We start from the raw sequence: 25,572 nt of genomic DNA on the forward strand, positions 1-25,572 counted from the left end.
GCGCGCGGGGCGGCAAGCCTGCCGCGTGCGTTCCCCCAGTGGCCCAAAATACCAACCATTGCCGGACGAAAACGACGTGAAACAGGTCCTGAAACTCGAACTTGAAGAAGCCCGTGTGATGGTGGCCGCGGCGGTCGCCAAGGCGCTGGAGCTCAACGTTCCAGAAACCGTCTGCATCGCCGATGACGGCGGCTATCCGATCGCGCTGGAGCGCATGAACGGCGCGCGCGTCACTGGCCCGCAGATCGCCTGGAACAAGGCCTTCACCGCCGCCGGCCACAAGCGCTCGACGCATCTGTTCACCACCCCGCCGAATGGCCCGGCGCTGCCCGGCAACGAAGCCTTCGGCATCCAGCTCAGCTTCGAGGGCCGCTTCGCTGCCTTCGTCGGAGGCTTTCCCGTCGTCGTCGACGGCGAGGTGATCGGCGGCGTCGGCCTGAGCGGCGGAAACGGCGAGCAAGACATTGCCTGCGGCGTCGCGGCACTCGCCGCATTGCAGGCCATGCTGGAACCCTTGGGGCACAAGGTCATGGTCCAGGCCGACATCAAGAAGTGACCGAAGCGGCAGCGCCGCATCCAACCGTTCAGGAGACATGGATGGACCATGTTGTGCGCGTCCTCGAAACCGAGGACCAGTTTACTGTTGGCTCGGAAGAATCCGTGCTGATGGCGGCGATCCGCCAGGGCGTTCAGCTGCTGCATGACTGCACCGAAGGCGGCTGCGGCACCTGCCGTATCAGGCTGATGGAAGGCTGCGTCCGCTACGAGGAATACCCGCTGGCGCTGACGCCGGAGGACGAGGAGGAGGGCTTCGCGCTCGCCTGCCAGGCGCGGCCCGAAAGCGACCTGCTGATCTCGACCGAACGGCCGATGGAACCGTGCTCCGACCCCGAACGGTATACCGCGACCGTGGAATCGGTCCGCCATCTCGGCCGCGACGTCGTCCACCTGACGCTTGCCATCCCCGGCGCCGAGCAACTGGTCTACCGGCCCGGGCAGTATCTCAACCTGCTGCTCGCCGACGGCAACAAGCGCAGCTTCTCCATGGCTTCGGTGCCCAACGGCAAGACCGTCGACCTGCACATCCGCCGCGTCCGCGACGGCCATTTCACCGGCGGCCAGCTGCTGCGGCTCAGCCCCGGCGACAGGCTCGACGTCGAACTGCCGCACGGCCTGTTCTGCTGCCGCAAGGAGGATTTCAGGCCCATCCTGATGGTGGCGACCGGCACCGGCCTGGCGCCGATCAAGAGCATACTGGAATCGCTGATGGACGATCCCGATTGTCCGCCCGTGTCGCTCTACTGGGGCATGCGCAGCGAGGAGGACCTCTACCTGCACGACGAGATCCAGTCCTGGGGCGAGCGCCTGTGCGACTTCCAGTACATCCCGGTGCTGTCGCGGCCTGGCCCGTCATGGACAGGCCGGCAGGGTTACGTCCAGGAGGTCGCCACCGAAGACATCGGCGACTTCTCCGAGCACGCCATCTACATGTGCGGCTCGCCCAACATGATTTCGAGCGCCAAAAAACTGTTCGTCGAGCGCGGCGCCAATCCCGGCTTCATCTACGCCGACGCCTTCAATTTCCAGCACACGCTCGTGCCGGCCGAATAGCGCCAGACAACAGTCGCGGGCGATGGGCAACATGGAAATCTCGGTCGAAACGCCCGCCGGCCGCCTCGCCGGGCGACGGCATGACGGCGTCGACCATTTCCTCGGCATTCCCTATGCGGCCGCCCCCGTCGGTCCTTTCAAGCTGCGCTCGCCCAGGCCGGCGCCGAACTGGGCCGGCATGCGGCCGGCCGATCATGTTGGTGCTGCCGCGCCGCAACATCTCGCGGGCAGCCAGACCTGGCTCAACGAGCCGATCGCGCGCATGGACGAGGATTGCCTGACGCTGAATGTCTGGGCGCCTGCCGATGCCAGCGATGCCCCCGTCCTGGTCTGGTTCCATGGCGGGGCGACGCGCAACGGCCATGGGGGCGCTGCCGCCTGCGACGGTTTTCGCCTCGCAAGCGAGCACGGTATCGTCGTCGTCACGGTGAACTACCGGCTCGGGCCGCTGGGTGGTCTGGCGCATCCTGATCTCACCGACCCGGAAACCGGGACCTGCGCCAACTGGGGCCTGCAGGACAAGATCGCGAGCCTGAGCTGGGTGCGCGAGAGCATCTCAGCCTTCGGCGGCGATCCCCGCAAGGTGACGATAGCAGGCCAATCTTCAGGTGCTGCCAACGTCGTCTTGATTGCCCAGAATCCTGATTGCCGCAGCCTGTTCCGCGCCGTCATCGCCCAGAGCCCGCCGCTGTTCCAGCCGCCGATGTTCGTCGGGCTCGACGCCGCGGTCGAATACACCGAGGCGGTGGCAGCGTCCCTCGGCACCTCGGTCGCGGGCTTGCGCGATCTCGACGGCACCGACCTCGTCCGCCGCGAAGCCGCATTGCTGCGCGACGCCGATTTCGCCAGGCGGTTCCCCAGGCCGCGCACCGCGCCGACGCTCGACGGGGCGCTCGTCCACGCCTGGCCGCATGATGGCGTGCTCGCCGACGTGCCGCTGCTGATCGGCTTCACCCGCGACGAGGCAAGATTCTGGTACGACCTCGCTCTGCCCGACGGCACCAGGCTTTCGGCGCTTTCGCCTCCCGGGGCCGGCGCGCCGGTCGACGTCGCGCTCGCGCGGCTGATCGCGCTGCATTATCCCTTCGAACCGGCGCCGTCGCCCGCGGCGATCCTCGCCGGCTACCGCGCCACTATGCCCAACGCCGGCTCCGATGCGATCTGGCTGGCGATCTATTCCGACCTCGTCTTCCGCGCGCCGATCTGGCGTTGCGCTGCCCGGCACGCGCGGCGCGGCCCGCCCGTCTTTCTCTACGACTTCGCCTGGCCGCTCGCGGTTACCGGCGGCACGCCTCACGCAGCCTGCGTGCCATTCGTCTTCGGCACCCATCGCCATCCGCATCTTGCCGCCAAGATCGGCGCGAATGAGACCGCCGATGGCCTTTCCGGGGCCATGATGGCTGCCTGGGCGGCATTCGTCCGTGATGGTACGCCGGCAACGCCAACTCTCGATTGGCCGGCCCTCAACCCCGGGTTGCCAGCCGACACTTCTGCTGCAATGACAATGGATGGCAACGGTATGCTGTTTGGGCCGCTTTATGGCGCAGCGCGGCTCGCTTCCTGGCCGGCGATCGGCATTTTGGATGGCGCGGATTGAATATTGTACTCCAAAGCCCGGACGCTGTATCATCTGGCACAAGGCGTTGCTTCCGCAGGTTGATTCGACCCTTGCCACAGGAAGTGTAAGACCATGACCGTCGTACTCGGGGAAATCCACGCTCCGCTCACCAAGCTGATCACCGCAGCGCTGCGCGAACGCATCGTCAGTGGCGAAATCGGCGTTGGCGAAAGGCTGGTCGAAGGCCGCCTCTCCGAGGAGATGGGTGTGTCGCGCATGCCGGTGCGCGAGGCGCTGCGCGAGCTTGCCGCCGAGGGCATCGTCACCATCGAGCCGCGCCGCGGCGCGTCGGTCACGGTGTTCAGCGAAGACCAGAAGCGCGAGCTGGTCGAGGTTCGCGCCACGCTCGAGGCGCTCAACGCCAAGCTGGCCGCCAAGCGCCACGATCCCGAACAGATCGCCGCCTTGCAGCGCATCCTCGACGACGGCGCCAAGCTTGCCGACACCGACGATCCGGTGCTGTTGTCGCGCCAGAACACCGAGTTCCACGAGGCGCTGGCGACGGTCGCCGCCAATTCCGTGCTGCAGGACATGGTGCGTTCGCTGCGCGACCGCACGGTGATGCTGTTCGCGCCGATCAGCAAGCGTCGCGGCCGCCAGAACTGGGAAGAGCATGCCGGCATCCTGCGCGCGGTGATCGCCGGCGACAGCGAGCTCGCCGCCCTGCTTGCCGCCCGCCACGTCTACAACGCCGCCGAGATGCCGCAGGAATAGCGGTCGCGCGTTTCTACCGCACCCCTGAAATAGACCCGCGCACCACCAGGTCGACCGGCCAGACCTCGCCGCGCGCCCCGTCTTCCAGACCCGAGATTCGTGCCGCCAGCCGCTCCGCCACGCGGGCACCGGCAGCGCGGATCGACGAGCGCGTCGTGGTCAGCGGCACCGAAAAATGCTCGGGCTTCAGCCAGTGAAACACGTCGTCGTGGCTCACCAGCGAGAGATCCCGCGGCATCGTCAGATTGAGGTCGCGCGCCGCGCGCACGATGCCGAGTGCCATCAGCAGGCTCGAGCAGACGATCGCCGTCGGCGCGTCGGATCCCTCCAGCAGCCGGCGCGCGGCGCGATAGCCGTTCTCCTCGGTCATGGCTACCGAGCGGATGTTCCTGGGCTCGAGCACCAGCCCGCTTTCCGCCAGCGCGCGTCTCACGCCGCGCTCGCGGAAGATGGCGAAGGTCTGTGTGTCGTCGCCATTGATCAGCGCCACCCGCTTGTGGCCGAGCTGGACGAGCAGCCGCGTCGCGTCGTGGAAGGCGCCTTCATTGTCGATGTCGATGAACGGATAGTCGAAATCGAGCCCTTCGCTGCGGCCATGCACGATGAAGGGGATGCCGAGCTGGTGGGCAAGCGCCACGCGCTTGTCGGCGTTGTAGGGAGCCGAGATGTAGAGCGCGTCGACCTGCTTGTTGGCGACGATGCGCCGGTAGGTCGTCTCCTCGTCCTGGGCGTCTGCCGGGCTCAGCACCAGGTCGAGCTCGTGGCCGCGGGCATAGTCGCCGAGGCCGGAGAGGAACTCGACGAAATGTGGATCGATGTCGACGGCGGCACCTGTCGGCATGACGTAGCCGATCATGCCGGCCTTGCCGGTCGCCAGCCTGCGCGCGCTTGGGTTCGGCCGGTAGCCGTGACGCTTGGCGGCGTCGGTGACCCGGCGGCGCGTCTCTTCGCTGACCTCGGGATAGCCGTTCAGCGCACGGCTCACCGTCGTCTGCGAAAGTTCGAGCATCAGCGACAGTTGCTTGAGGTTCACCTCGACTCCAATTCCCAAAGCGCTTTCAATTGAGCTCCCTCCGATCGTCGGGCGAAGCAGGCGCGTCACGCCAGCAAGAATACGCGCCAGAATGCTTGCTTTGAAGCGAAATCTACTAGTGCGATGCCCAAAAAGCATGTTGCAGCGCACGCTCCTGCCAAGTTTAAATCGATTAGTTGGCCAAGCCTCTTGACTCCTGACAATTCCGGTGGCGTGATGAGGGCATCCAAAGCGCTTTGAAATGCCGTTGCGTGATGTATTGCAGCTTGCGCAAGACTGGGGCACAGTTCGGGGCGGTGCAGGCGGGCGGAATGGAGGTTCCGTCCGGAGTTTTCGATCCACTGGGAGGAAGACCATGAGGAAGACCCTGTTGCTGGGCGTGGCTTTTGCTGCCGTCGCCCTGAGCGCGCCCGCGTCGGCGGAGCTGAAGTTCAAGCCGGGCGAGGACGCCCGTTTCACCTGGGCAAATTTCGACGAACTCAAGAAGGTCGACCTGAAGGGCGAGACGCTCTCGATCTTCGGGCCGTGGCGCGGCGAAGACGAAGCGCTGGCGCGTTCGGTGCTCGACTATTTCAGCGAGGCCACCGGCGCCACGATCAATTATTCGTCGTCCGAGAATTACGAACAGCAGATCGTCATCGACACCCAGGCCGGCAGCCCGCCCAACATTGCCATCCTGCCGCAGCCGGGCCTGATCCAGGATCTGGCCTCGAAGGGCCTGCTGACCCCCCTCGACGAGGGCACCGCCAGTTTCGTCAAGGAAAACTACGGCGCCGGCCAGTCCTGGGTCGATCTCGGCACCTACAAGGACAAGGAAGGCAAGCCCGGTTTCTACGGCTTTCCCTTCAAGGCCGACCTGAAGTCGCTGGTCTGGTACGTGCCGGAAAACTTCGAGGAAGCCGGCTACACCGTTCCCAAGACCTGGGAGGAGATGCAGGCACTGACCGACAAGATCGTCGCCGACGGCGGCGTGCCGTGGTGCATCGGCCTGGGTTCGGGGGGTGCCACCGGCTGGCCGGCCACCGACTGGGTTGAAGACATCATGCTGCGCACCCAGGCGCCCGACGTCTACGACAAGTGGACCAAGAACGAGATCCCGTTCAACGATCCGGCTGTGGTCAACGCGCTCGACATCTTCGCCAAGATCGCCACCAACGACAAGTATGTCGACGGCGGCAAGGCAGCCGTTGCCGCAACCGACTTCCGCGACAGCCCCAAGGGCCTGTTTGCGGTTCCGCCCAAATGCTACCTGCACCGCCAGGCATCGTTCATCTCGTCCTTCTTCCCTGAGGGCACCAAGCTCGGCGAGGGCGCGGACTTCTTCTACCTGCCGCCCTATGCCGCCAAGCCCGAGCTCGGCAATCCTGTCCTCGGCGGCGGCACGCTGTTCACCATCGCCAAGGACTCCAAGTCGGCGCGCGCCTTCATCGACTTCCTGAAGATGCCGCTGGCCCACGAGATCTGGATGGCGCAGTCGGGCTTCCTGACCCCGCTCAAGACGGCGAACAAGGAGGCCTATGCCAACGAAGCGCTGAAGAAGCAGGGCGACATTCTGGTCAATGCCTCGACCTTCCGCTTCGACGGCTCCGACCTGATGCCCGGCAAGATCGGCGCCGGCGCCTTCTGGACCGGCATGATCGACCTCGTCGGCGGCAAGCCCGCAGCCGATGTCGCCGCCGACATCCAGAAGAGCTGGGACGCGATCAAGTAGGCTTGGCGCAAGCCAAGCCCTCTACCGGCCGCTCCGCGGCCACCTTCTCCCCGCCGGGGAGAAGGTCCGGCGGCGCCGCTCCCGGTTCCCCCTCCCGCCGGGAGTGGGCTGCCCCGGGGTGTTACGGAGAACACCCGGAGTCGCGGAGAACGGTTGAGGCCGGCGTCCATCAACACTGGCAGTCTGCTCGAACCAGCCCGTTGAAAGGGACTGATCCCATGACGGCACAGATACTTTCGGCCATTTTCACCATCATCATCGGCGTCGGCGGTTGCGTCGTCTACTACTGGGGCGCCAACAAGATCCTCGACGCGGTGTTTCCGTCGCGCGGCGTCTCGGGTGCCGCCGCGGTCGACAATCTTCGCCGCCAGGGCCTGATCCGGCCATGGCTGTTCGTCGGCCCGGCCATGCTGATCGTCACCGTCTATCTCGTCTATCCGGTGATCGAGACGCTCAGGCTCTCCTTCATGGACCGCGGCGGCGAGAACTTCGTCGGTTTTGCCAACTACAGCTGGGCGTTCGGCGACCGTGAGTTTCGCAACTCGATCTTCAACAACCTGCTCTGGCTCGCTGTCGTTCCGGCCGCCTGCACCTTCTTCGGCCTGATCATCGCCGTGCTCACCGACAAGATCTGGTGGGGCAATATCGCCAAAAGCCTGGTCTTCCTGCCGCTCGCCATCTCGTTTGTCGGCGCCAGCGTCATCTGGAAATTCGTCTACGAGTACCGCGCCGAAGGCCAGACCCAGATCGGTATTCTGAACGCTGCCGTGCAGTATCTCGGCGGCAACCCGCAGGTGTGGATCTCGACGCCATTCTGGAACAACTTCTTCCTGATGGTGATCCTGATCTGGATCCAGACCGGCTTTGCCATGGTCATCCTGTCGTCGGCGCTGCGCGGCATTCCCGAGGAGACCATCGAGGCGGCCGTCATCGACGGCGCCAACCCGTTCCAGATTTTCTGGAAGATCATGGTGCCGCAGATCTGGGGCTCGATCGCGGTTGTCTGGACCACAATCACCATCCTCGTGCTCAAGGTCTTCGACATCGTTTTGACAATGACCAACGGCCAGTGGAACAGCCAGGTGCTGGCCAATCTGATGTTCGACTGGATGTTCCGAGGCGGTGGCGATTTCGGCCGCGGTGCGGCAATCGCCGTCATCATCATGCTCGCTGTCGTTCCGATCATGATCTGGAACATTCGCCAGGCCAATCGCGAAGGCGGGGGAGGGCACTGACATGGCAAGCTCAAGCGGAAAGTCCTTCCTCGGCCGCTTCGGCGTCCACATCGCGGTGTTCGTCTTCGTCGCCATCTGGACGATTCCGACGCTTGGCATCCTGGTCAGCTCTCTGCGCGACAAGGATCAGCTTATTGTCTCGGGCTGGTGGACCGCACTCTCGACCTCGTCGCAGACGGAAGCCGGCCGCCTGCCGGGTGCTTCGGCCCAGATCGAAAAGGACGGGAAATTCGTCATCGAAGGCAACATCTTCGGTGACGGTCCGGCTCGCAACATCAGCGCCTTCGGCATCAAGGCGCAGCAACCGACGCAATACGAAGCCGGCACGGTTGCCGATCTCGGCGAGGGCGTTTCGCTTCAGCTCAACGCCGACGGTTCCTTCGTCATGCAGTCGCCCAAAGCCTTCGAGGGCGACCGCGGCCAGCGCGTCTACTACGCATCGTCGGCACCACCGCGCTTCACCACCGACAACTACCAGACAGTGCTGTTTTCAGAAGGCATCGGCCGTTCGTTCATCAACTCGCTGACGGTGACCATTCCGGCGACCATCATCCCGATCCTGATCGCCGCCTACGCAGCGTATGCGCTCGCCTGGATGCGTTTTCCCGGCCGTGCGCTTTTGATCGCCGTCATCATCGGCCTGCTGGTCGTGCCACTGCAGATGTCGTTGATCCCGCTGCTCAAGCTCTACAATGGCGTTGGCCTGTTCTTCGGCGTGCCGGCCAAGACCTATCTCGGCATTTGGCTCGCGCATACCGGCTTCGGCTTGCCCTTCGCCATCTATCTCCTGCGCAGCTACATCGCAGGTCTCCCGCGCGAGATCATGGAATCCGCCCGCATCGACGGCGCCAGTGACTTCGAGATCTTCGTCAAGATCGTGCTGCCGCTGTCCTTCCCGGTGCTGGCCTCCTTCGCCATCTTCCAGTTCCTCTGGGTCTGGAACGACCTTCTCGTGGCGATGGTCTTCCTCGGCTCAGGCTCCGACCAGCTGGTGCTCACCGGCAAGCTCAACGCGCTCCTCGGCTCGCGCGGCGGCGATTGGGAAATCCTCACCACCTCGGCCTTCGTCACCATCATCGTGCCGCTGATCGTGTTCTTCTCGCTTCAACGTTATTTCGTCCGCGGCCTGCTCGCGGGTTCAGTCAAGGGAGGCTAGCTCGATGCAAGCCGCAATGCGCAAGATCGAAAACCCTGAAATCGCAGTGGACCGCGACTGGTGGCGGGGGGCGGTGATCTACCAGATCTACCCCCGCAGCTACCAGGACTCCAATGGCGACGGCATCGGCGATCTCCAGGGAATCATCGAGCGGTTGCCGCACATCGCCGACCTCGGCGCGGACGCGGTCTGGATCTCGCCCTTCTTCAAGTCGCCGATGAAGGATTTCGGCTACGACATCTCCGACTATCTCGACATCGACCCGATGTTCGGCACGCTTGATGACTTCGACGCCATGATCGCTGAGGCGCATCGCCTCGGCCTCAAGGTGATGATCGATGGCGTCATCTCGCACACCTCCGACCTGCACCCCTGGTTCAAGGAAAGCCGTTCGAGCCGCGACAACGCCAAGGCCGACTGGTACGTCTGGGCCGACGCCAAGCCGGACGGCAGCCCGCCCAACAACTGGCTGTCGATCTTCGGCGGCTCGGCCTGGCAATGGGACACCAGGCGCATGCAGTATTACCTGCACAACTTCCTGTCCGAGCAGCCCGACCTCAACTTCCACAACCGCGACGTCCAGGACGCGCTGCTCGACGTCGCCCGCTTCTGGCTCGACCGCGGCGTCGACGGCTTCCGCCTCGACACCATCAATTTCTACTTTCACTCCGCCGGGCTCGAAGACAATCCCGCATTGCCGCCGGAACAGCGCAACGACCAGACCGCACCGGCGGTGAACCCCTACAATTTCCAGGACCACATCTACGACAAGAGCCGGCCCGAGAACCTCGAATTCCTCGCCCGCTTCCGCGCCGTGCTCGACGAATACCCGGCGGCTGCGGCCGTCGGCGAAGTCGGCGACTCCCAGCGTGGGCTCGAGGTCGTCGCCTCCTACACCGCCGGCGGCGACAAGGTGCAGATGTGCTACGCCTTCGACTTCCTCGCACCGGAGAAGATCACCGCCGCCAAGGTCCGCACCGTGCTCGAGGACTTCGGCAAGGCTGCAGCAGACGGCTGGTCGTGCTGGGCCTTCTCCAACCACGACGTCGTCCGCCACGCCTCGCGCTGGGGCATGGGCGAGGCCGATGGCACCGCCTATCTCAAGGTGATTTCGGCACTGATGATGTCGCTACGCGGCTCGGTCTGCATCTACCAGGGCGAGGAACTTGGCCTGACCGAAGCCGGCCTCGCCTTCGAGGATTTGCAGGACCCCTACGGCATACGCTTCTGGCCCGAATTCAAGGGCCGCGACGGTTGCCGCACGCCGATGGTCTGGAACAAGGACGCCAAAAATGGCGGCTTCTCCTCAGCCAAGCCGTGGCTGCCGGTGCCGGCGGACCATCTGACCAAGGCTGTCGACACGCAGGAGGGCGACGCCGCCTCGCTGCTCGAACATTACCGCCGCTTCCTCGCCTTCCGCCGCGCCCATCCCGCACTCGCCAAGGGCGACATCTCGTTCCTCAAGGCCGATGGCGACACCGTTGCCTTCACCCGTAGGGAAGGCAACGAGGAGATCGTCTGCGTCTTCAATCTTGGCAGCACAGCGGCTAACGTCGACCTCGGAGGTCGAGGCCTGCAGCCATTGCCGGGATACGGACTCGATGGAAATGCCAATGCCGGCGCAGTCCGGCTCGGTGGTTACGGCGCCTGGTTCGGGCGTTTCGTCTGACCGCCACCGCATCGGTCCGAAAATCGGTTCGATTTTCGGAAAGCACGATGCGGAGATTCAAAGTGCTGGAGCGTCCTTTGCGCGTCCAAGTGGACGCGCGGCGCTCCAGAGAAAGAAAAATCTGGGAGGAAACCATGGCCGATCTAACGCTCAGGGACGTCAAGAAGTCATACGGCAATCTGCACATTCTCCACGGCATCGACCTCGACATCAAATCGGGCGAGTTCATCGTCTTCGTCGGCCCCTCGGGCTGCGGAAAGTCGACGCTGCTGCGCTCGATTGCCGGGCTTGAGGAGATCACCGGCGGCACGCTCGAGATCGCCGGCGAGAAGGTCAACGACATCCCGCCGTCCAAGCGCGGCATCGCCATGGTGTTCCAGTCCTACGCGCTCTACCCGCACATGACGGTCTACGACAACATGGCTTTCGGCATGAAGATCGCCAAGGAAAGCAAGGCCGAGATCGACAAGCGCGTCCGCGCGGCGGCCGAAATCCTGCAGCTGACCAAATATCTCGACCGCCTGCCCAAGGCGATGTCGGGCGGCCAGCGCCAGCGCGTCGCCATCGGCCGCGCCATCGTGCGCAATCCCAAGGTCTTCCTGTTCGACGAGCCGCTGTCCAACCTCGACGCGGCCCTGCGTGTCGCCACCCGCATCGAGATCGCCAAGCTCAAGGAGTCGATGCCCAACACCACGATGATCTACGTCACCCACGACCAGGTCGAGGCGATGACGCTGGCCGACCGCATCGTCGTGCTCAAGGACGGCCGCATCGAGCAGGTCGGCACGCCGATGGAGCTCTACAAGCACCCCGGCAACCTGTTCGTCGCCCAGTTCATCGGCTCGCCGGCAATGAACATCGTCGGCGGCACCATCGACAGGACGGGCGAGACCAGCCTGGTCAGCCATGTCGGTGGCCACAAGACCTCGGTGCCGGTGGCAACCCCCGCCGAGGCCCAGGGCAAGGCGGTCAGCTTCGGCGTGCGGCCCGAGGACCTCTATGTCGCGACCGGCGACGACTATCTGTTCGAAGGCCTCGTCGACTATGTCGAGCAGCTCGGCGAGGTCCAGCTGGTTTACATCGACATCGGCCGGGCCGACCAGCCGCTGGTGGCGAAGCTGCCGGGCAATGCCGAGGTCAAGCGCGGTGCCAAGATCCGGCTCGCCGCCAGCCCCGACGAGCTACATATCTTCGACAGCGACGGCCACTCCTTTGCCCGCCGTCGGCTTGCTGCTGCGGCGGCGTGACCGCCTTTACCCTCCCCCTTGTGGGGAGGGTCGGCGCTGAAAGCGCCGGGGTGGGGGTAGGTGGTGGTGGTTCACCCCCACCCCGCTCCGCTTCGCGGATCGACCCTCCCCACAAGGGGAGGGGAGCCCAGCTCAATCCGCCGCCATCACCTGCCGCTCGCGCAGCGCTGTCCGGCGCTTCGAGACGAAGAAGGCGGCGACGAACGCAAGGCTCATCAACAGCACGATTGTCGGCGCCGGCGCGCTGTCGATGAAGAAGCTGACATACACGCCAAAAAACGAGCACAGCACCGCCACCAGCACCGACACCATCAGCATGCGCTCGAAGCGGTCGGTGAGCAGGTAGGCGATCGCGCCCGGCGCGATCAGCATCGCGATCGCGATGATGATGCCAACGGCCTTTAAGGCGCCGACGATGGTCAGCGACAGGATCGTCAGCAGCCCGTAGTGCAACAGCTTCACCGGCAGGCCGATCGCCTGCGCGTGCTGCGGGTCGAAGGCGTGCAGCAACAGATCCCGCCGAAACAGGCCAATGGCACCTGTGGCGATCAGCGCGATCACGGCCGTCTGGCCGACATCGCTCCAGCTCACGCCCAGCATGTCGCCGAACAGGATGTGGTCGAGATGCACGTCGGTCTGGATCTTGGTGTAGAGCACGATGCCGAGGCCGAACATGCCGGAGAAGACGATACCCATGACGGTGTCTTCCTTGATCCGGCTGTTCTGCTTGAGGTAGCCGGTCGCCAGCGCGCAGGTCATGCCGGCGGCAAAGGCGCCGACCGCCAGCGGCAGGCCGGCGATATAGGCCAGCACCACGCCAGGCAGCACCGCGTGGCTGATGGCGTCGCCCATCAGCGACCAGCCCTTGAGCACCAGGAAACACGACAGCAGCGCCATCGGCACCGCGACCAGCAGGGCGATGACGAACGCCTGCTGCATGAACGGGAAGGCGACGGGGAGGAAGAGGTTTTCGATCATGAATGTTCGCCCCTCATCCGCCTGCCGGCACCTTCTCCCCGCAGGCGGGGAGAAGGGACGAGCTTCGACGTTGACGCCCCCCTCGCCCCGTTTACGGGGAGAGGGTAAGGGTGAGGGGCAACTGCGACGGTCGGATAGTAGCTCATACCCCCGCCTCCAGTTCCAGCCTTGCCCGCCGCCGCGACGCAAGCAGCCCGTGCTTGGGTGCGAAGACAAACGCGATCAGGAAGATCAGCGTCTGGGCGACAACGATGATGCCCCCCGTTGCGCCGTCGAGGAAATAGCTGGCATAGGCGCCGACGAAGCTGGTGATCGAACCGATGGCGACGCTGATCATGATCAGCCGGGGAAAGCGGTCGGTGAGCAGATAGGCAGTCGCCCCCGGCGTCACCACCATGGCGATGACCAGGAAGGCGCCGACAGTCTGCAAAGCCGCCACCGTAGAGGCCGACAGCAGCATGAAAAACAGCACCTTGAGCAAATCGGGCCTGAGCCCGATCGAACGGGCATGGTTTTCGTCGAAGAAGGCGACCATCAGGTCTTTCCACTTGGCGAGCAGGATGGCCAGCGAAATGCCGCCGATCAGCACCAGTTGCAGCGTGTCCGAAGGCGTGATCGCCAGGATGTTGCCGAGCACGATGGTCTGGATGTTCACCGAGGCAGGCGACAGCGAGATCATGAACAGGCCAAGCCCGAAGAAGGAGGTGAAGATCAGCCCGATGATGGCGTCTTCCTTGAGCTTTGTGCGCTGGTTGAGGAACAGCATCGCGCCCGCCGCCAACCCGCCCGAGATGAACGCGCCAAGCGCAAAGGGCAGGCCGAGCATGTAGGCGCCGGCGACGCCTGGCACGATCGAATGCGAGAGCGCGTCGCCGATCAGCGACCAGCCCTTGAGCATCAGATAGGCGGAGAGGAAGGCGCAGACGCCGCCGACAAGGGCGGACACCCACATGGCATTGAGCATGTAGCCGTAGCCGAACGGCTCCAGGAGCATGGCGATCATTTCTTGCGCCCGCCCTTCTTGGCCGCACCGTCATTGCCGTTGTCGTCGCCATAGATGACAAAGGGGCGCTCGTCGTCGGTCAAGACAGTCACCTGGCGCGTGTCGGCGGCGTCCTGGTGCAGTTCGGCGCCGCCGAGGATGAACTGGCGCAGTACCCCACCAAAGGCCTTTTCGAGATTGGCCTTTGTGAAGGTTTCAGCCGTCAGCCCGGAGGCAAGGACAGTGCGATTGACCAGCACGGCGCGGTCGCAGAAGCGCGGCACCGAACCCAGATTATGCGTCGAAACCAGCATCACCCGGCCCTCGTCGCGCAGGCCCTGCAACAGCGTGATGATCGCTTCTTCGGTGCGCACGTCGACGCCGGTGAACGGCTCGTCGAGCAGGATGACCTGGCCTTCCTGGGCAAGGGCGCGGGCCAGGAAAACGCGTTTCTTCTGCCCGCCCGACAACTCGCCGATCTGGCGCTTGCGGAAGTCGGCCATGCCGACGCGTTCTAAAGCTGCATCCACCGCCTCGCGGTCAACAGTGCGGGTCATGCGGAAGAAGTTCATGTGGCCGTAGCGGCCCATCATGACCACGTCTTCGACCAAAACAGGAAAGTTCCAGTCGACATCCTCGCTCTGCGGCACATAGGCAACGAGGTTCTTCTTCAGCGCTTCGCGCGCCGGCTCGCCGAAGATGGACACGCTGCCTGTGGCGAGCGGAACGAACCCCATGATCGACTTGAACAGGGTCGACTTCCCTGAGCCATTGACCCCGACAAGTGCCGTGATGGTGCCGCGCGGAATGGCGAAGGAGGCGTTGCGGAGCGCAGTGTGGCCGTTGCGGTAGGTCACCGAGATGTTGTCGACACGCAGGCCGTCGCCGCCCTGCGCAGTGGTGGCGGGGCGGCCTTTCAGCGGCACATTCATTGGGCGAGCCCCTTGACGATGGTCTGGGTGGTGACGCTGAGCAGGTCGAGATAGGTCGGCACCGGGCCGGTGGCGTCGCTCAGCGAGTCGACATACAGCACGCCGCCATATTTGGCGCCGGTCTCCCGCGCCACCTGCTCGGCAGGCTTCGACGACACCGTGCTTTCGCTGAACACCGCCGGAATGCTGTTGGCCTTGACGAGGTCGATCACCTTGCGCACCTGCTGGGGCGTACCTTGCTGGTCGGCATTGATCGGCCAAAGATAGACCTCCTTCAGGCCGAAGTCGCGCGCCAGATAGGAGAAGGCGCCTTCGCTGGTGGCGAGCCAGCGCCGCTGCTCGGGAATGGTCTCGATGGCCTTGTGGATCGGCGCTACGGTCGCCTTGATCTTCTCGGCATAGGCCGCGGCGTTTTTGGCGTAGACCTCCGCATTTTTCGGGTCCTTGGCGGCAAACGCCTTGCGGATGTTTTCGACATAGATGAGCGCTGCCTCGGGCGACATCCAGGCATGCGGATTGGGCTTGCCGGTATAAGGCCCTTCGGCGATGCCCATCGGCGCCACGCCATCCGACACCACGGCCTGCGTTACGCCATCCAGGTTTTCGAAGAACTTCTCGAACCACAATTCGAGGTTCAGCCCGTTCCACAGCACCAGGTCGGCCTTCTGGGCCCGGATGATGTCACCCGGCGTCGGCTGGTAATTGTGGATCTCGGCATTGGGCTTGGTGATCGATTCCACCTCGGCGGCGTCGCCGGCGACGTTGCGGGCGATGTCGGCAATGACGGTAAAGGTGGTGACCACCTTCATCTTGCCGCCGGCCTCGCTCTCCTGCGAGCAGGCCGATAGTCCGAGCATAACCGCCAGCATGGCGATGGCGGCAAGGGTGAAACGAAGCGCTGTCATGGAAATCCCGTTCGAAAAGCCGCGCCGAACGGGCGGCAGGTACGATGCCTTACCTAATGGCACGTCGCGGCCTTGTCAATGCAATTGCAAATCGTTTGCAAGTAGAAATGCAGCTGCCGGCTGGCGTGCATCCAATTGGCGGCTGGCGCGTTGTCGTTCTTTCCAGCCCCAACGCCAGTCTCAACCAGGGAGAACGATCGTGTCCTCAGATATTCGCGAGCATATGGAAGTGATCGGCGCCGACGGCGTCCACATCGGCACTGTCGACAGGGTCGAGAACGGCCGCATCAAGCTGACCAGGAAGGACAGCGGCGAAGGCAGCCACCGTGGCCACCACCACTATATTTCCACCGCTCTCGTCGCCGAGACCGAAGGCAACAAGGTACGGCTGTCGGCCAATGCCGATGTCGCGGTGACGTTCGAGGAAGAGGGCAAGTTGGGCTGAGCTCTAAGGCTAAAGATAACCCACCGCCGCGCCGGCGGACTTTGATTGGCTGATGGAAGGCTTTTCCACGCCGGAAGATTCTTCTTGGGCGTCGAATAGCCGGCATGAAAGCGGGTTGGCGAGGAGCGCAACAATCACGAAGTTGCCTGTGACCGTTAGCATAGCGGAATGGTCACGGCATGCCGTGATGTCGAAGCTGCCGCTGTGGTGCAGAGCCGCAAGCGACGACGCCAAAACTGTCACCCTCTGTCAGCATCCACCGTGGATAGCCGCCCCCGTTTCTCCACACCCTCGAAACCTGCCGTACAATTCTTCCCAGTTCCTCCCATGGGAACGCCGGTCGCGACGGTGATCTGTGGGGAGGAACCGGCGCCTCCGATCTTGGGCTAACGTGGCTCTTGATCCGGGGAGGTTCTGTCCAAGGGTTCCCCTCCGGGCACTACGGCCCGGGTGCGCTGGACGATGCGCTAGTGGGACCGCAAACAGGCGCCAATGCCTCAAGCGGTCTGCGGAAGCGGAACGGACGGGAACAGAAATCGCCGGCGGTGCGCGAGGTTCGTTCCACATACTATCAATCGGAAGGCATGGCCTCGCGCCCCGCTTCCCGAAATACCTCCTGCAAGGGAGCGTTCCTTGACAATGGCCAGACCGGAAACGGGGCGTGGCGGTGAAGAAACTTGGCTCACCCTCATCCTGAGCTTGTCGAAGGATGCGCTTGTCGAAGGATGACAATAGCCAGGCGCGAAAGCGGGCGTGGCGGTGAAGATCTGCATCTTCTTCTGGGGATGAACGCCGACATAATCTTTTGCAACTGAGTGTCATCTGGCACATAGTCGCACCATGACGAAGACTGCGACAAAGCCTGTTCCCAGGAAGCCCGATTACGAGAAAGCGCTGCGCAAGGCGGGCATCCGCATCACGCGTCCGCGCAAGATCATCCTGAACATATTGGGCGAGACGGAAGACCATCCCGACGCGCTGGAAATCTTCCGCCGTGCTGAACAGATCGACAAGAGCATCTCGCTGTCGACGGTCTATCGGACGATGAAACTTCTGGAGGAAATGGGCGCCATCCACCGCCACGCCTTCGAGGGTGGACCGTCGCGCTTCGAGCAGGCCGGTGGCGACCACCACGATCACCTGATCGACATGGACACTGGCGACGTCATCGAATTCCGCTCCGACCGCATCGAGCAATTGCAGCAGGAAATCGCCCGCCAGCTTGGCTATGACATCGTCCATCACCGGCTCGAGCTTTACGGCCGACGCCGCAAGGATTGATGACGCTGGGTCAGGCCACGACGAGTTGATCGCCAAGCAACGCGTCCCGCCGGGTGTCGAGTTGACCTTGTCACTGGCGCGGTCAATCATGCCGCGACTTTCGAAGAGCGCAATCAGCAGACAGGAATGGCGATCATGGAAAAAGCCGAAATCGGACTGATCGGATTGGGCACTATGGGCTCGAACCTGGCGCTCAACATCGCCGAAAAAGGCCACCGCATCGCTGTCTTCAACCGGACGCCGGCCCGCACCCAGGCGTTTGTCGAATCTGCCGGCGCGTTGCGCGACATGGTGGTGCCCTGCGCCTCGATCGAAGAGCTGACCGATGCCATCCGCCCGCCACGTCCCGTCATCATCATGGTGCTGGCGGGCACCCCGGTCGACGAACAGATCGCGGCACTGCGCGGCGTCATGTCGGCCAACGACATCATCATCGACGCCGGCAACGCCAATTTCCGTGACACCATGCGCCGCTTCAAGGAGCTCGAGGGTTCGGGCCTGACCTTCATCGGCATGGGCGTTTCGGGCGGCGAGGAGGGCGCGCGCCACGGTCCTTCGATCATGGTCGGCGGCACGCCTGAATCCTACCAGCGTGTCGAAGGCGTGCTGACCGCGATCTCGGCCAAGTTCAAGGGCGAGCCCTGTGCCGCCTGGCTCGGCACCGATGGTGCCGGCCACTTCGTCAAGACCATCCACAACGGCATCGAATATGCCGACATGCAGATGATCGCCGAAATCTACGGCATCCTGCGCGACGGGCTTGGCATGAGGCCCAAAGAGATCGCCCCGGTCTTCGCCGGCTGGAACAAGGGCCGTCTCGAATCCTACCTGATCGAGATCACCGCATCCGTGCTCGAAGCCGACGATCCCAAGACCGGGCGTCCGGTAGTCGACATCATCCTCGACCGGGCCGGGCAGAAGGGCACCGGCAAATGGTCGGTGATCGAGGCGCAGCAGCTCGGCATCCCGGCGACGGCGATCGAGGCGGCGGTCGCGGCGCGCGTGCTGTCGTCGATGAAGGACGAGCGGCTGGCGGCCGAGAAGGCCTATGGCGCCAACGCGCTGAAGTTCGCAGGCGACCGGGGCGACGTGCTTGGCGATCTCGAGCTTGCGTTGTTTGCCGGCAAGATCGCCGCCTATGCTCAAGGGTTTGCGGTGATGGCGGGCGCTTCGAAGGAGTTCGGCTGGAACCTGCCGATGCCGACGATCGCCAAGATCTGGCGCGCCGGCTGCATCATCCGCTCGCAGTTCCTCGACACCATCGCCGAGGCCTTCGGCAAGGCTGACCCGTCGACAAACCTTCTGATGGTGCCGGCCTTCGTCGAGATGATGGGCAAGGCGCATCCCTCGCTGCGCCGCATTGTTGCCCGTGCCGCCGAAGCAGGACTGCCGGTGCCGGCGCTGTCGTCAGCACTTGCCTATTTCGACGGCTATCGCCAGGGCCGCGGCTCGACCGACCTGACCCAGGCGCAGCGCGATTTCTTCGGCGCCCACGGCTTCGAGCGCATCGATGCGCCGGGCGCGTTCCACGGCCCGTGGGGTAGCGGTGCGGCTTAAGCCTCGTAGGCCTCGACCGCGCTCGGCTGGCTGAGGCTCTGCAGCGCGGCGATGTCGCGGCCGGCGATGCGGCCGAGTACCGCGCGGGCGAGCTCCGCGCCGGCCAGTCGCACGTCTTCATTGACGACATAAAGCTGCGGCCTGAGCAGGTGCAGCAGCTTTGACGACTGCTTGGAGACGATGTCGACGTCCTGGCCGAGCTTGAAGCCCGCATCCTCGACACCGGCGACCAGCGCAAACGTGCCGGCGCCCGCGCCGCTGACGAAGCCATCGGGGCGGTTCGGCCGGCGCATCAGTTCTGATGTGACCGCACGGATGTCTTCGATCGAGTGGTCGACAGTCGCCGTGGGGAACGGCACCTCGCTGAGACCGTGTTCCATCAAGGCGTCGGCAAAGCCGTCGCGCATGTGCCTGTAGTAGCTGAGGTTGGAAGGCGGCGCGAGCAGCGCCAGTCGCTTGCGCCCGAGGGCGGCGAGCTTCTTCACCGCCTCGACCGAATAGGCGTGGTTGTCGAAATCATGGAACGGGTGGTCGATGCCCATATGGGTGCGGCCATGGGTGGCGAATGGCATGCCGCGCTCGGTCATGTAGCGCACGCGTTTGTCGTCGGGCTCGGTGCGCGAGATGATGACGCCGTCAGCGGACGCGGTCTCGACGACATAACGCACCGGCTCGAGCGGATCGTTGTTGCGCGAATAGGGCGTGACGACGAGATGATAGGGCGTCTGCGCCAGGGCTTCGGAGATGCCGTAGATCAGATCGGAGACGAAGCCGCCGATTTGCTCTTCGGTGTTGAGCACCAGGGAGATGACGTTGGTCTTGCCGGTGCGCAGGCGCACGCCGGCGCGGTTGGGCCGATAGCCGATCTGGCGGGCGACGAGCTGCACCCGCTGCCTGGTCGCCGCGCCGATTTCGGGCGCATCCTTGAGCGCCCGCGACACCGTGGTGACGCCGAGGCCGGTCATGAAGGCGATGGTCTTCAGCGTCGGCGGATTGGCCTCCCCGCCAGCGGTCGGTTCGGCACTTTCGTCCGGCGGTGTCTTGTCGTTCATGGCCGTTGCCCCGCCATATTATCTGCTCGGCGCATATCGCATTTGCATGATGAACCTTGCAAGCGCTTACCGCAATAACTGTAACGTTTCAGGTTGTGCTAATTTTGCCCAAAACCGGGCCTTCGCCGAGTCGGTGGCGCGCCCGGGTATCGTGCATTGCAGCACCGGTAGTTGTCGTTGATTCATCTGTACATTCTGCTTGATAATGCTGCATCGCAGCGGCTTTTGCTAAGCCTGGAGGTCGTCGTCAAGATTGCCGCTTTAGTTCGGGTAGCGAAGAAAATCACGGGATACCCATTGCGGCGCCCAAAAACATCGCATAACGTCCGCACCTGTAACGTTTCAGATTCAGGGAGGAGTACGATGCGTTATAGGCTGACGACCGCTGCATTTGCGGCAGGAGTCGTGTTTGGGGCTGTTGGTTCGGCCTCCGCGACCGATCTTGAAGTGACGCACTGGTGGACCTCCGGCGGCGAGGCGGCGGCGGTTGCCGAACTTGCCAAGGCCTTCGACGCCACCGGCAACAAATGGATCGATGGTGCGATTGCCGGTTCCGGCGACATCGCCCGGCCGATCATGATCAGCCGCATCACCGGCGGCGACCCGATGGGCGCGACCCAGTTCAACCACGGCCGCCAGGCGGAGGAGCTTGTCCAGGCCGGCTTGATGCGCGACTTCACCGAACTGGCCGAGAAGGAAGGCTGGACCAAGTTCATCCATCCCAAGAGCCTGCTCGACGGCTGCACGCTCGACGGCAAGATCTACTGCGTGCCGGTCAACATCCACTCGCAGCAATGGCTGTGGCTGTCGAACAAGGCGTTTGCCGACGCAGGCGTCGCCGTTCCCAAGAACTGGGACGAGTTCGTGGCGGCGGCTCCGGCGCTGGAAAAGGCCGGTGTCGTGCCGCTCGCCATCGGCCAGCAGCCCTGGCAGACGACGCTCGCCTTCCAGGTGATTCTCGTCGCGCTTGCCGGTCCGGAAACGTTCCAGAAAGTGTTCGGCGACAAGGACGCGACTTTGGCCGCCGGCGCCGAAATGGCCAAGGTCTTCGCCGCCGCCGACCAGGCGCGCAATATGTCGGCCAAGTCCAACGTCCAGGAATGGAACCAGGCCACCAGCCTGGTGATCAACGGCAAGGCCGGCGGGCAGATCATGGGCGACTGGGCCCAGGGCGAGTTCCAGGTCGCGGGCCAGGTTGCCGGCAAGGACTACACCTGCCTGCCCGGCCTCGGCGTCAACGAGATCATCTCGACCGGCGGCGATGCCTTCTACTTCCCCAAGCAGACCGACCCCGAGAAGGCCAAGGCACAGGAAGCCCTTGCCTCGGTGATGCTGTCGCCGGCGACGCAGGTTGCTTTCAATCTCAAGAAGGGCTCGCTGCCGGTGCGTGGCGACGTCGACCTGAACGCCGCCAACGACTGCATGAAGAAGGGGCTTGAGATCCTTGCCAAGGGCAACATCATCCCGGCGCCCGACCAGCTGATGTCGGCCGATGGCGTGACCCAGGTCAACGACCTGTTCGTCGAGTTCTTCGCCAACAAGGAGCTTTCGGCAGCGGACGCGCAGAAGCGTTTTGCCGAAATCATCGCCGCTGCGGACTAGGGCAGGCTCTCCGGGTTTCCCGACCCGGTCCCTGCTTGAGATGCTGCAGTCATGACAGCGGCGTTCTGCCGGCCCCGACGTGTCGGGACCGGCAGATTGCCACACGATCCGGATGGGTGCCGACCGATGACCCCGATGTATCAGGGCCGACCGAGCCGGTTGTTTCGCAACCTGAACGCCAAGATCGCCTCGATCCCGATGATCCTGACCGCGCTGGTCATTTTCGTCGGCGGCACCGCGTGGACCGTGTTTTATTCCTTCACCAATTCCAAGCTTCTGCCGCGCGCAAGCTTCGTCGGCCTCGAGCAATATGAGCGCCTGTGGGCGACGCCGCGCTGGCTGACGGCGGTCGAAAACATCGCCATCTACGGGGTCTGCACCTTGGTCTTCTCGCTGGTCATCGGCTTCCTGCTGGCGGCGCTGATGGACCAGAAGATCCGCTTCGAAAACACCTTCCGCACGATCTTCCTCTATCCTTTTGCGCTGTCCTTCATCGTCACCGGGCTTGCCTGGCAGTGGATCCTCAACCCGAATTTCGGCATCCAGCAGGTGGTGCGCAATCTCGGCTGGACGAGCTTCACCTTCGATCCGCTCTACGATGCAGACATCGTCATCTACGGCATCCTGATCGCCGGGCTGTGGCAGGGCACCGGGCTGATCATGTGCCTGATGCTGGCCGGGCTGCGCGGCATCGACGCCGATATCTGGAAGGCCGCCCGCGTCGACGGCATCCCGACCTGGAAGACCTATGTCTTCATCGTCATTCCGATGATGCGGCCGGTGCTGGTCACGACGCTGGTCATCATCGCAAGCGGCATCGTCAAGGTCTACGACCTCGTCGTCGCCCAGACCAGCGGCGGTCCGGGCATCGCCTCGGAGGTGCCGGCGAAATACGTCTACAACTACATGTTCCTGGCGCAGAACCTGGGCCAGGGCTTCGCCGCCTCGACGATGATGCTGCTTTCGGTGGTCATCGTCGTCGTGCCCTGGGCGTATCTCGAATTCGGGGGCAAGCGGCGCCATGGTTGAGCAGGTTTTCCGCGCAGTGCCCGACATGGCGGCAGTCGCGCCGGCGGCAAGCAGCGCTGGCGGTCTTGTCGGACCCAGCGGTCCAAGACCGCGGCGCACATTCTCCCGCCGCAACATCTTCATCTACGGCACGCTCTTCGTCGTCGCGATCTACTACCTGCTGCCGCTCTACGTCATGGTGGTGACGTCGCTGAAAGGCATGCCCGAGATCAGGTTCGGCAACATCTTCTCGCCGCCTGTCGAGATCACTTTCGAGCCCTGGGTCAAGGCGTGGTCGACGGCCTGCACGGGTCTCAACTGCGACGGGCTTTCGCGCGGTTTCTGGAACTCGGTGCGCATCACCGTGCCGTCGGTGTTCCTGTCGATCGCCATTGCCTCGGTCAACGGCTACGCGCTCGCCAACTGGCGCTTCAAGGGCGCCGAGGTGTTCTTCACCGTGCTCGTCGTAGGCGCCTTCATCCCCTACCAGGTGATGCTCTACCCGATCGTCATCGTGCTACGCGAGATCGGGCTCTATGGCAGCCTGTGGGGGCTGGTGCTGGTGCACACCATCTTCGGCATGCCGATCCTGACGCTGTTGTTCCGCAACTATTTCGCCTCGCTGCCGGAAGAACTGTTCAAGGCCGCGCGCGTCGATGGCGCCGGATTCTGGACCATCTACCTCAGGATCATGCTGCCGATGTCGCTGCCGATCTTTGTCGTCGCCATCATCCTGCAGGTCACCGGCATCTGGAACGATTTCCTGTTCGGCGTCGTCTACACCAAGCCCGACACCTACCCGATGACGGTCCAGCTCAACAACATCGTCAACGCCGTGCAGGGCGTGAAGGAATACAACGTCAACATGGCGGCGACACTGCTGACGGGTCTGGTTCCGCTTGTGATCTATTTCGTTTCCGGCAAGCTTTTCGTCCGCGGCATCGCCGCTGGCGCGGTGAAGGGATGAGGCGATGACGAGTGTCGTGGTCAAGGATGTCTCGCTCAGCTTCGGCGCCTATGACGTGCTGAAGGAGCTCAATCTCGACGTGCCGGAGGGTGAGTTCCTGGTGCTGCTCGGTCCCTCGGGCTGCGGCAAGTCCACCCTGCTCAACTGCATCGCCGGCCTGCTCGATGTCTCCGACGGACAGATATTCATCAAGGGCAAGAACGTCACCTGGGAGGAGCCCAAGGACCGCGGCATCGGCATGGTGTTCCAGTCCTATGCGCTCTATCCGCAGATGACGGTGGAGGGAAACCTGTCCTTCGGCCTGAAGACGGCGGGCATGGCGAAGGACGAGATCGCAAGACGTATCGCCCGCGCAGCCGAGATTCTGCAGATCGAGCCGCTGCTCAAGCGCAAGCCGGCGGCGCTGTCAGGCGGCCAGCGCCAGCGCGTGGCGATCGGCCGGGCACTGGTGCGTGATGTCGACGTTTTCCTGTTCGACGAGCCGCTATCCAACCTCGACGCCAAGCTGCGCTCGGAGCTGCGCGTCGAGATCAAGCGGCTGCACCAGAAGCTCGCCAACACCATGATCTACGTCACCCATGACCAGATCGAGGCGATGACGCTGGCTGACCGTATCGCCGTGATGAGGGGCGGCGTGATCCAGCAGCTCGACGCGCCGCAGGTGATCTACAATCGCCCGGTCAATCGCTTCGTCGCCGGCTTCCTCGGCTCGCCCGGCATGAATTTTCTCGACGGCGAGATCGAAGGCGGTGCGGAGCCGGCCTTTGCCATTGCCGGAGCAAAGATCCCGCTCGATCGTTATGGCTTCGACGCCGTCGCGGCTCCCGGCAAGGCGGTGCTGGGTATCCGCCCCGAACACATCGCACTCGGCGACGTGGCGCGCGCCATGCCGTTTTCGGCTGATGCCGGCGTCGAGCTGGTCGAACCAATGGGCTCTGACACGCTGGTCTGGACGAAGCTCGGCGGCCAGGGTTTCGCCTTTCGCGTCGAGGCCGAGCGCCATCTGGCATCTGGCGATCAGTTGCGCATCGGCTTCGACCCGGCGCGCGCCTCGTTGTTCGACGGCCAAAGCGGCAATCGCATCTGACATCCCCCAAGCAAACGGACAGAACCATGGACTGGTCATTCCAACTCTACAGCGCCCGCAACTTCCAACCCTGGGACAAGGTGCTCAAGACACTGGGTGCCCTCGGCTACACCCAGGTCGAGGGCTTTGGTGCGGTCTACGAAGAGCCCGAGGCTTTTCGCGCCGAGCTCGACAAGAACGGTCTCGCCATGCCGAGCGGTCATTTCGGCTTCGACATGCTGGAACAGGACTTCGCCAAGGCGGTCGACATTGCCCGCACGCTCGGCATGAAGCTGATTGCCTGCCCCTGGCTCGAGCCGGCGGAGCGGCCGACCGACGCCGAAGGCTGGCGGGCGTTCGGCAATCGCCTCGCCGCCATCGGAGCCAAGGCCAGGGACGCTGGCTTCGACTTCGCCTGGCACAACCATGACTTCGAGTTCGTGCCGGTTGAGGGTGGGCTGGTGCCGCAGCGCCTCATCCTGGAAGCCGCGCCTGATATCGGATGGGAGGTCGACATTGCCTGGGTGATCCGTGGCGGCTCCGACCCGTTGCACTGGATCGAGGAGTTCGGCCCGCGCATCCTGGCTGTCCACGTCAAGGATATCGCGCCGCAGGGCGAGGCGGCCAACGAGGACGGCTGGTCCGATGTCGGCCACGGCACGGTCGACTGGGCCGGGCTGGTGACGGCTTTGCGCAAGAACACGCCGGCGAAGTATTTTGTCATGGAACACGACAACCCGGCTGATTTCGACCGCTTCGCAAGCCGTTCGATCGCAGCCGCCAAGACCTTCTAGGGGGAGCAG

General features: G+C 64.0%; 24 protein-coding genes. 17 read left to right on the forward strand and 7 right to left on the reverse strand.

The window, feature by feature from the left end; all coding sequences use genetic code 11:
• Positions 1-76 precede the first annotated feature (76 nt).
• The 4 genes from J1C56_RS20875 (at position 77) to J1C56_RS20890 (ending at position 3,943) form a co-directional block, all read left to right on the forward strand.
• The gene (locus J1C56_RS20875; RefSeq protein WP_214391988.1) at positions 77-556 is read left to right on the forward strand and encodes a GlcG/HbpS family heme-binding protein; all 480 of its coding nucleotides are present in this window, start codon (positions 77-79) and stop codon (positions 554-556) included.
• Between the two features lie 41 nt (positions 557-597).
• Complete coding sequence (locus J1C56_RS20880) at positions 598-1,611, forward strand: 2Fe-2S iron-sulfur cluster-binding protein (RefSeq protein ID WP_214391989.1); 1,014 nt, start codon at positions 598-600, stop codon at positions 1,609-1,611.
• A gap of 31 nt (positions 1,612-1,642) precedes the next feature.
• Complete coding sequence (locus J1C56_RS20885) at positions 1,643-3,208, forward strand: carboxylesterase/lipase family protein (RefSeq protein ID WP_214391990.1); 1,566 nt, start codon at positions 1,643-1,645, stop codon at positions 3,206-3,208.
• Between the two features lie 93 nt (positions 3,209-3,301).
• The gene (locus J1C56_RS20890) at positions 3,302-3,943 is read left to right on the forward strand and encodes a GntR family transcriptional regulator (protein ID WP_184769882.1); all 642 of its coding nucleotides are present in this window, start codon (positions 3,302-3,304) and stop codon (positions 3,941-3,943) included.
• Between the two features lie 13 nt (positions 3,944-3,956).
• Here J1C56_RS20890 and J1C56_RS20895 read toward each other — a convergent pair whose 3' ends face one another.
• Positions 3,957-4,976 carry a substrate-binding domain-containing protein gene (locus tag J1C56_RS20895; RefSeq protein WP_214391991.1) on the reverse strand — a complete coding sequence of 340 codons (1,020 nt, stop codon included), beginning with the start codon at positions 4,974-4,976 and terminating at the stop codon, positions 3,957-3,959.
• A gap of 355 nt (positions 4,977-5,331) precedes the next feature.
• Here J1C56_RS20895 and J1C56_RS20900 point away from each other — a divergent pair, with 355 nt between their 5' ends.
• The 5 genes from J1C56_RS20900 (at position 5,332) to J1C56_RS20920 (ending at position 11,994) form a co-directional block, all read left to right on the forward strand.
• Positions 5,332-6,687 (forward strand): ABC transporter substrate-binding protein, encoded by a 1,356-nt coding sequence (locus J1C56_RS20900; protein WP_214391992.1) that lies wholly within the window; start codon positions 5,332-5,334, stop codon positions 6,685-6,687.
• Positions 6,688-6,905: 218 nt separating this feature from the next.
• Positions 6,906-7,922, forward strand: coding sequence for a carbohydrate ABC transporter permease (locus J1C56_RS20905; RefSeq protein WP_214391993.1), 1,017 nt, complete (start codon positions 6,906-6,908; stop codon positions 7,920-7,922).
• Position 7,923: 1 nt separating this feature from the next.
• Positions 7,924-9,078 (forward strand): carbohydrate ABC transporter permease, encoded by a 1,155-nt coding sequence (locus J1C56_RS20910; RefSeq protein WP_214391994.1) that lies wholly within the window; start codon positions 7,924-7,926, stop codon positions 9,076-9,078.
• A gap of 4 nt (positions 9,079-9,082) precedes the next feature.
• Positions 9,083-10,747: a beta-galactosidase BglA gene (bglA, locus tag J1C56_RS20915; protein ID WP_214391995.1), complete on the forward strand. Its 1,665-nt coding sequence runs from the start codon at positions 9,083-9,085 to the stop codon at positions 10,745-10,747.
• A gap of 134 nt (positions 10,748-10,881) precedes the next feature.
• Entirely contained in the window at positions 10,882-11,994 is a 1,113-nt protein-coding gene (locus tag J1C56_RS20920; RefSeq protein ID WP_214391996.1) for an ABC transporter ATP-binding protein, read from the forward strand.
• A gap of 132 nt (positions 11,995-12,126) precedes the next feature.
• Here the strand turns inward: J1C56_RS20920 and J1C56_RS20925 are convergent, their stop codons facing one another.
• From J1C56_RS20925 to J1C56_RS20940, 4 genes are all read right to left on the reverse strand, one after another.
• Positions 12,127-12,972, reverse strand: a complete 846-nt coding sequence (locus tag J1C56_RS20925) for a metal ABC transporter permease (RefSeq protein ID WP_214391997.1) — start codon at positions 12,970-12,972, stop codon at positions 12,127-12,129.
• 142 nt (positions 12,973-13,114) lie between these two features.
• Positions 13,115-13,975 (reverse strand): metal ABC transporter permease, encoded by an 861-nt coding sequence (locus J1C56_RS20930; RefSeq protein WP_214391998.1) that lies wholly within the window; start codon positions 13,973-13,975, stop codon positions 13,115-13,117.
• Complete coding sequence (locus tag J1C56_RS20935) at positions 13,972-14,886, reverse strand: manganese/iron ABC transporter ATP-binding protein (protein ID WP_214391999.1); 915 nt, start codon at positions 14,884-14,886, stop codon at positions 13,972-13,974. The genes J1C56_RS20930 and J1C56_RS20935 overlap by 4 nt, the downstream gene beginning before the upstream one ends.
• On the reverse strand, positions 14,883-15,743 hold the full coding sequence (locus J1C56_RS20940) for a metal ABC transporter substrate-binding protein (RefSeq protein WP_246591743.1): 861 nt from the start codon (positions 15,741-15,743) through the stop codon (positions 14,883-14,885). Before J1C56_RS20940 ends, J1C56_RS20935 begins: the two co-directional genes overlap by 4 nt.
• Positions 15,744-16,014: 271 nt before the next feature.
• On the opposite strand from J1C56_RS20940, the gene J1C56_RS20945 reads away from it, so the two are divergent.
• A complete protein-coding gene (locus J1C56_RS20945) occupies positions 16,015-16,236 on the forward strand; it encodes a DUF2171 domain-containing protein (protein WP_214392361.1) in 222 nt (73 codons plus the stop codon).
• 9 nt (positions 16,237-16,245) lie between these two features.
• Here the strand turns inward: J1C56_RS20945 and J1C56_RS20950 are convergent, their stop codons facing one another.
• Positions 16,246-16,470, reverse strand: coding sequence for a hypothetical protein (locus tag J1C56_RS20950; protein WP_214392001.1), 225 nt, complete (start codon positions 16,468-16,470; stop codon positions 16,246-16,248).
• A gap of 606 nt (positions 16,471-17,076) precedes the next feature.
• Between J1C56_RS20950 and J1C56_RS20955 the strand changes: the two genes are divergently transcribed.
• Entirely contained in the window at positions 17,077-17,517 is a 441-nt protein-coding gene (locus J1C56_RS20955) for a Fur family transcriptional regulator (RefSeq protein ID WP_214392002.1), read from the forward strand.
• 135 nt (positions 17,518-17,652) lie between these two features.
• Positions 17,653-19,074, forward strand: a complete 1,422-nt coding sequence (gndA, locus tag J1C56_RS20960) for an NADP-dependent phosphogluconate dehydrogenase (protein ID WP_214392003.1) — start codon at positions 17,653-17,655, stop codon at positions 19,072-19,074.
• On the opposite strand, the gene J1C56_RS20965 is transcribed toward gndA, so the two are convergent.
• The gene (locus tag J1C56_RS20965) at positions 19,071-20,126 is read right to left on the reverse strand and encodes a LacI family transcriptional regulator (protein ID WP_214392004.1); all 1,056 of its coding nucleotides are present in this window, start codon (positions 20,124-20,126) and stop codon (positions 19,071-19,073) included. The genes gndA and J1C56_RS20965 overlap by 4 nt on opposite strands.
• Positions 20,127-20,489: 363 nt before the next feature.
• Here J1C56_RS20965 and J1C56_RS20970 point away from each other — a divergent pair, with 363 nt between their 5' ends.
• The 5 genes from J1C56_RS20970 (at position 20,490) to J1C56_RS20990 (ending at position 25,563) form a co-directional block, all read left to right on the forward strand.
• Complete coding sequence (locus tag J1C56_RS20970) at positions 20,490-21,728, forward strand: ABC transporter substrate-binding protein (RefSeq protein WP_214392005.1); 1,239 nt, start codon at positions 20,490-20,492, stop codon at positions 21,726-21,728.
• 126 nt (positions 21,729-21,854) lie between these two features.
• Positions 21,855-22,757 carry a carbohydrate ABC transporter permease gene (locus J1C56_RS20975; RefSeq protein ID WP_214392006.1) on the forward strand — a complete coding sequence of 301 codons (903 nt, stop codon included), beginning with the start codon at positions 21,855-21,857 and terminating at the stop codon, positions 22,755-22,757.
• Between the two features lie 25 nt (positions 22,758-22,782).
• Positions 22,783-23,703, forward strand: coding sequence for a carbohydrate ABC transporter permease (locus J1C56_RS20980; protein ID WP_214392362.1), 921 nt, complete (start codon positions 22,783-22,785; stop codon positions 23,701-23,703).
• A gap of 4 nt (positions 23,704-23,707) precedes the next feature.
• Positions 23,708-24,790, forward strand: a complete 1,083-nt coding sequence (locus J1C56_RS20985) for an ABC transporter ATP-binding protein (RefSeq protein WP_214392007.1) — start codon at positions 23,708-23,710, stop codon at positions 24,788-24,790.
• 26 nt (positions 24,791-24,816) lie between these two features.
• The gene (locus tag J1C56_RS20990) at positions 24,817-25,563 is read left to right on the forward strand and encodes a sugar phosphate isomerase/epimerase family protein (protein WP_214392008.1); all 747 of its coding nucleotides are present in this window, start codon (positions 24,817-24,819) and stop codon (positions 25,561-25,563) included.
• The last annotated feature ends 9 nt before the right edge of the window (positions 25,564-25,572 follow it).

It is taken from the genome of Aminobacter anthyllidis (genome assembly GCF_018555685.1).
Taxonomy (GTDB): Bacteria; Pseudomonadota; Alphaproteobacteria; order Rhizobiales; family Rhizobiaceae; genus Aminobacter; species Aminobacter anthyllidis.

What these genes read in the sequence shown, in the direction of transcription:
- J1C56_RS20880 (WP_214391989.1), top strand. Translation starts at nt 598, where the DNA reads ATGGACCATGTTGTGCGCGTCCTCGAAACCGAGGACCAGTTTACTGTT.
- J1C56_RS20885 (WP_214391990.1), top strand. Translation starts at nt 1,643, where the DNA reads ATGGAAATCTCGGTCGAAACGCCCGCCGGCCGCCTCGCCGGGCGACGG.
- J1C56_RS20890 (WP_184769882.1), top strand. Translation starts at nt 3,302, where the DNA reads ATGACCGTCGTACTCGGGGAAATCCACGCTCCGCTCACCAAGCTGATC.
- J1C56_RS20900 (WP_214391992.1), top strand. Translation starts at nt 5,332, where the DNA reads ATGAGGAAGACCCTGTTGCTGGGCGTGGCTTTTGCTGCCGTCGCCCTG.
- J1C56_RS20905 (WP_214391993.1), top strand. Translation starts at nt 6,906, where the DNA reads ATGACGGCACAGATACTTTCGGCCATTTTCACCATCATCATCGGCGTC.
- J1C56_RS20910 (WP_214391994.1), top strand. Translation starts at nt 7,924, where the DNA reads ATGGCAAGCTCAAGCGGAAAGTCCTTCCTCGGCCGCTTCGGCGTCCAC.
- bglA (WP_214391995.1), top strand. Translation starts at nt 9,083, where the DNA reads ATGCAAGCCGCAATGCGCAAGATCGAAAACCCTGAAATCGCAGTGGAC.
- J1C56_RS20920 (WP_214391996.1), top strand. Translation starts at nt 10,882, where the DNA reads ATGGCCGATCTAACGCTCAGGGACGTCAAGAAGTCATACGGCAATCTG.
- J1C56_RS20925 (WP_214391997.1), bottom strand. Translation starts at nt 12,972, where the DNA reads ATGATCGAAAACCTCTTCCTCCCCGTCGCCTTCCCGTTCATGCAGCAG.
- J1C56_RS20930 (WP_214391998.1), bottom strand. Translation starts at nt 13,975, where the DNA reads ATGATCGCCATGCTCCTGGAGCCGTTCGGCTACGGCTACATGCTCAAT.
- J1C56_RS20935 (WP_214391999.1), bottom strand. Translation starts at nt 14,886, where the DNA reads ATGAATGTGCCGCTGAAAGGCCGCCCCGCCACCACTGCGCAGGGCGGC.
- J1C56_RS20940 (WP_246591743.1), bottom strand. Translation starts at nt 15,743, where the DNA reads ATGCTCGGACTATCGGCCTGCTCGCAGGAGAGCGAGGCCGGCGGCAAG.
- J1C56_RS20945 (WP_214392361.1), top strand. Translation starts at nt 16,015, where the DNA reads ATGGAAGTGATCGGCGCCGACGGCGTCCACATCGGCACTGTCGACAGG.
- J1C56_RS20955 (WP_214392002.1), top strand. Translation starts at nt 17,077, where the DNA reads ATGACGAAGACTGCGACAAAGCCTGTTCCCAGGAAGCCCGATTACGAG.
- gndA (WP_214392003.1), top strand. Translation starts at nt 17,653, where the DNA reads ATGGAAAAAGCCGAAATCGGACTGATCGGATTGGGCACTATGGGCTCG.
- J1C56_RS20965 (WP_214392004.1), bottom strand. Translation starts at nt 20,126, where the DNA reads ATGAACGACAAGACACCGCCGGACGAAAGTGCCGAACCGACCGCTGGC.
- J1C56_RS20970 (WP_214392005.1), top strand. Translation starts at nt 20,490, where the DNA reads ATGCGTTATAGGCTGACGACCGCTGCATTTGCGGCAGGAGTCGTGTTT.
- J1C56_RS20975 (WP_214392006.1), top strand. Translation starts at nt 21,855, where the DNA reads ATGACCCCGATGTATCAGGGCCGACCGAGCCGGTTGTTTCGCAACCTG.
- J1C56_RS20980 (WP_214392362.1), top strand. Translation starts at nt 22,783, where the DNA reads ATGGCGGCAGTCGCGCCGGCGGCAAGCAGCGCTGGCGGTCTTGTCGGA.
- J1C56_RS20985 (WP_214392007.1), top strand. Translation starts at nt 23,708, where the DNA reads ATGACGAGTGTCGTGGTCAAGGATGTCTCGCTCAGCTTCGGCGCCTAT.
- J1C56_RS20990 (WP_214392008.1), top strand. Translation starts at nt 24,817, where the DNA reads ATGGACTGGTCATTCCAACTCTACAGCGCCCGCAACTTCCAACCCTGG.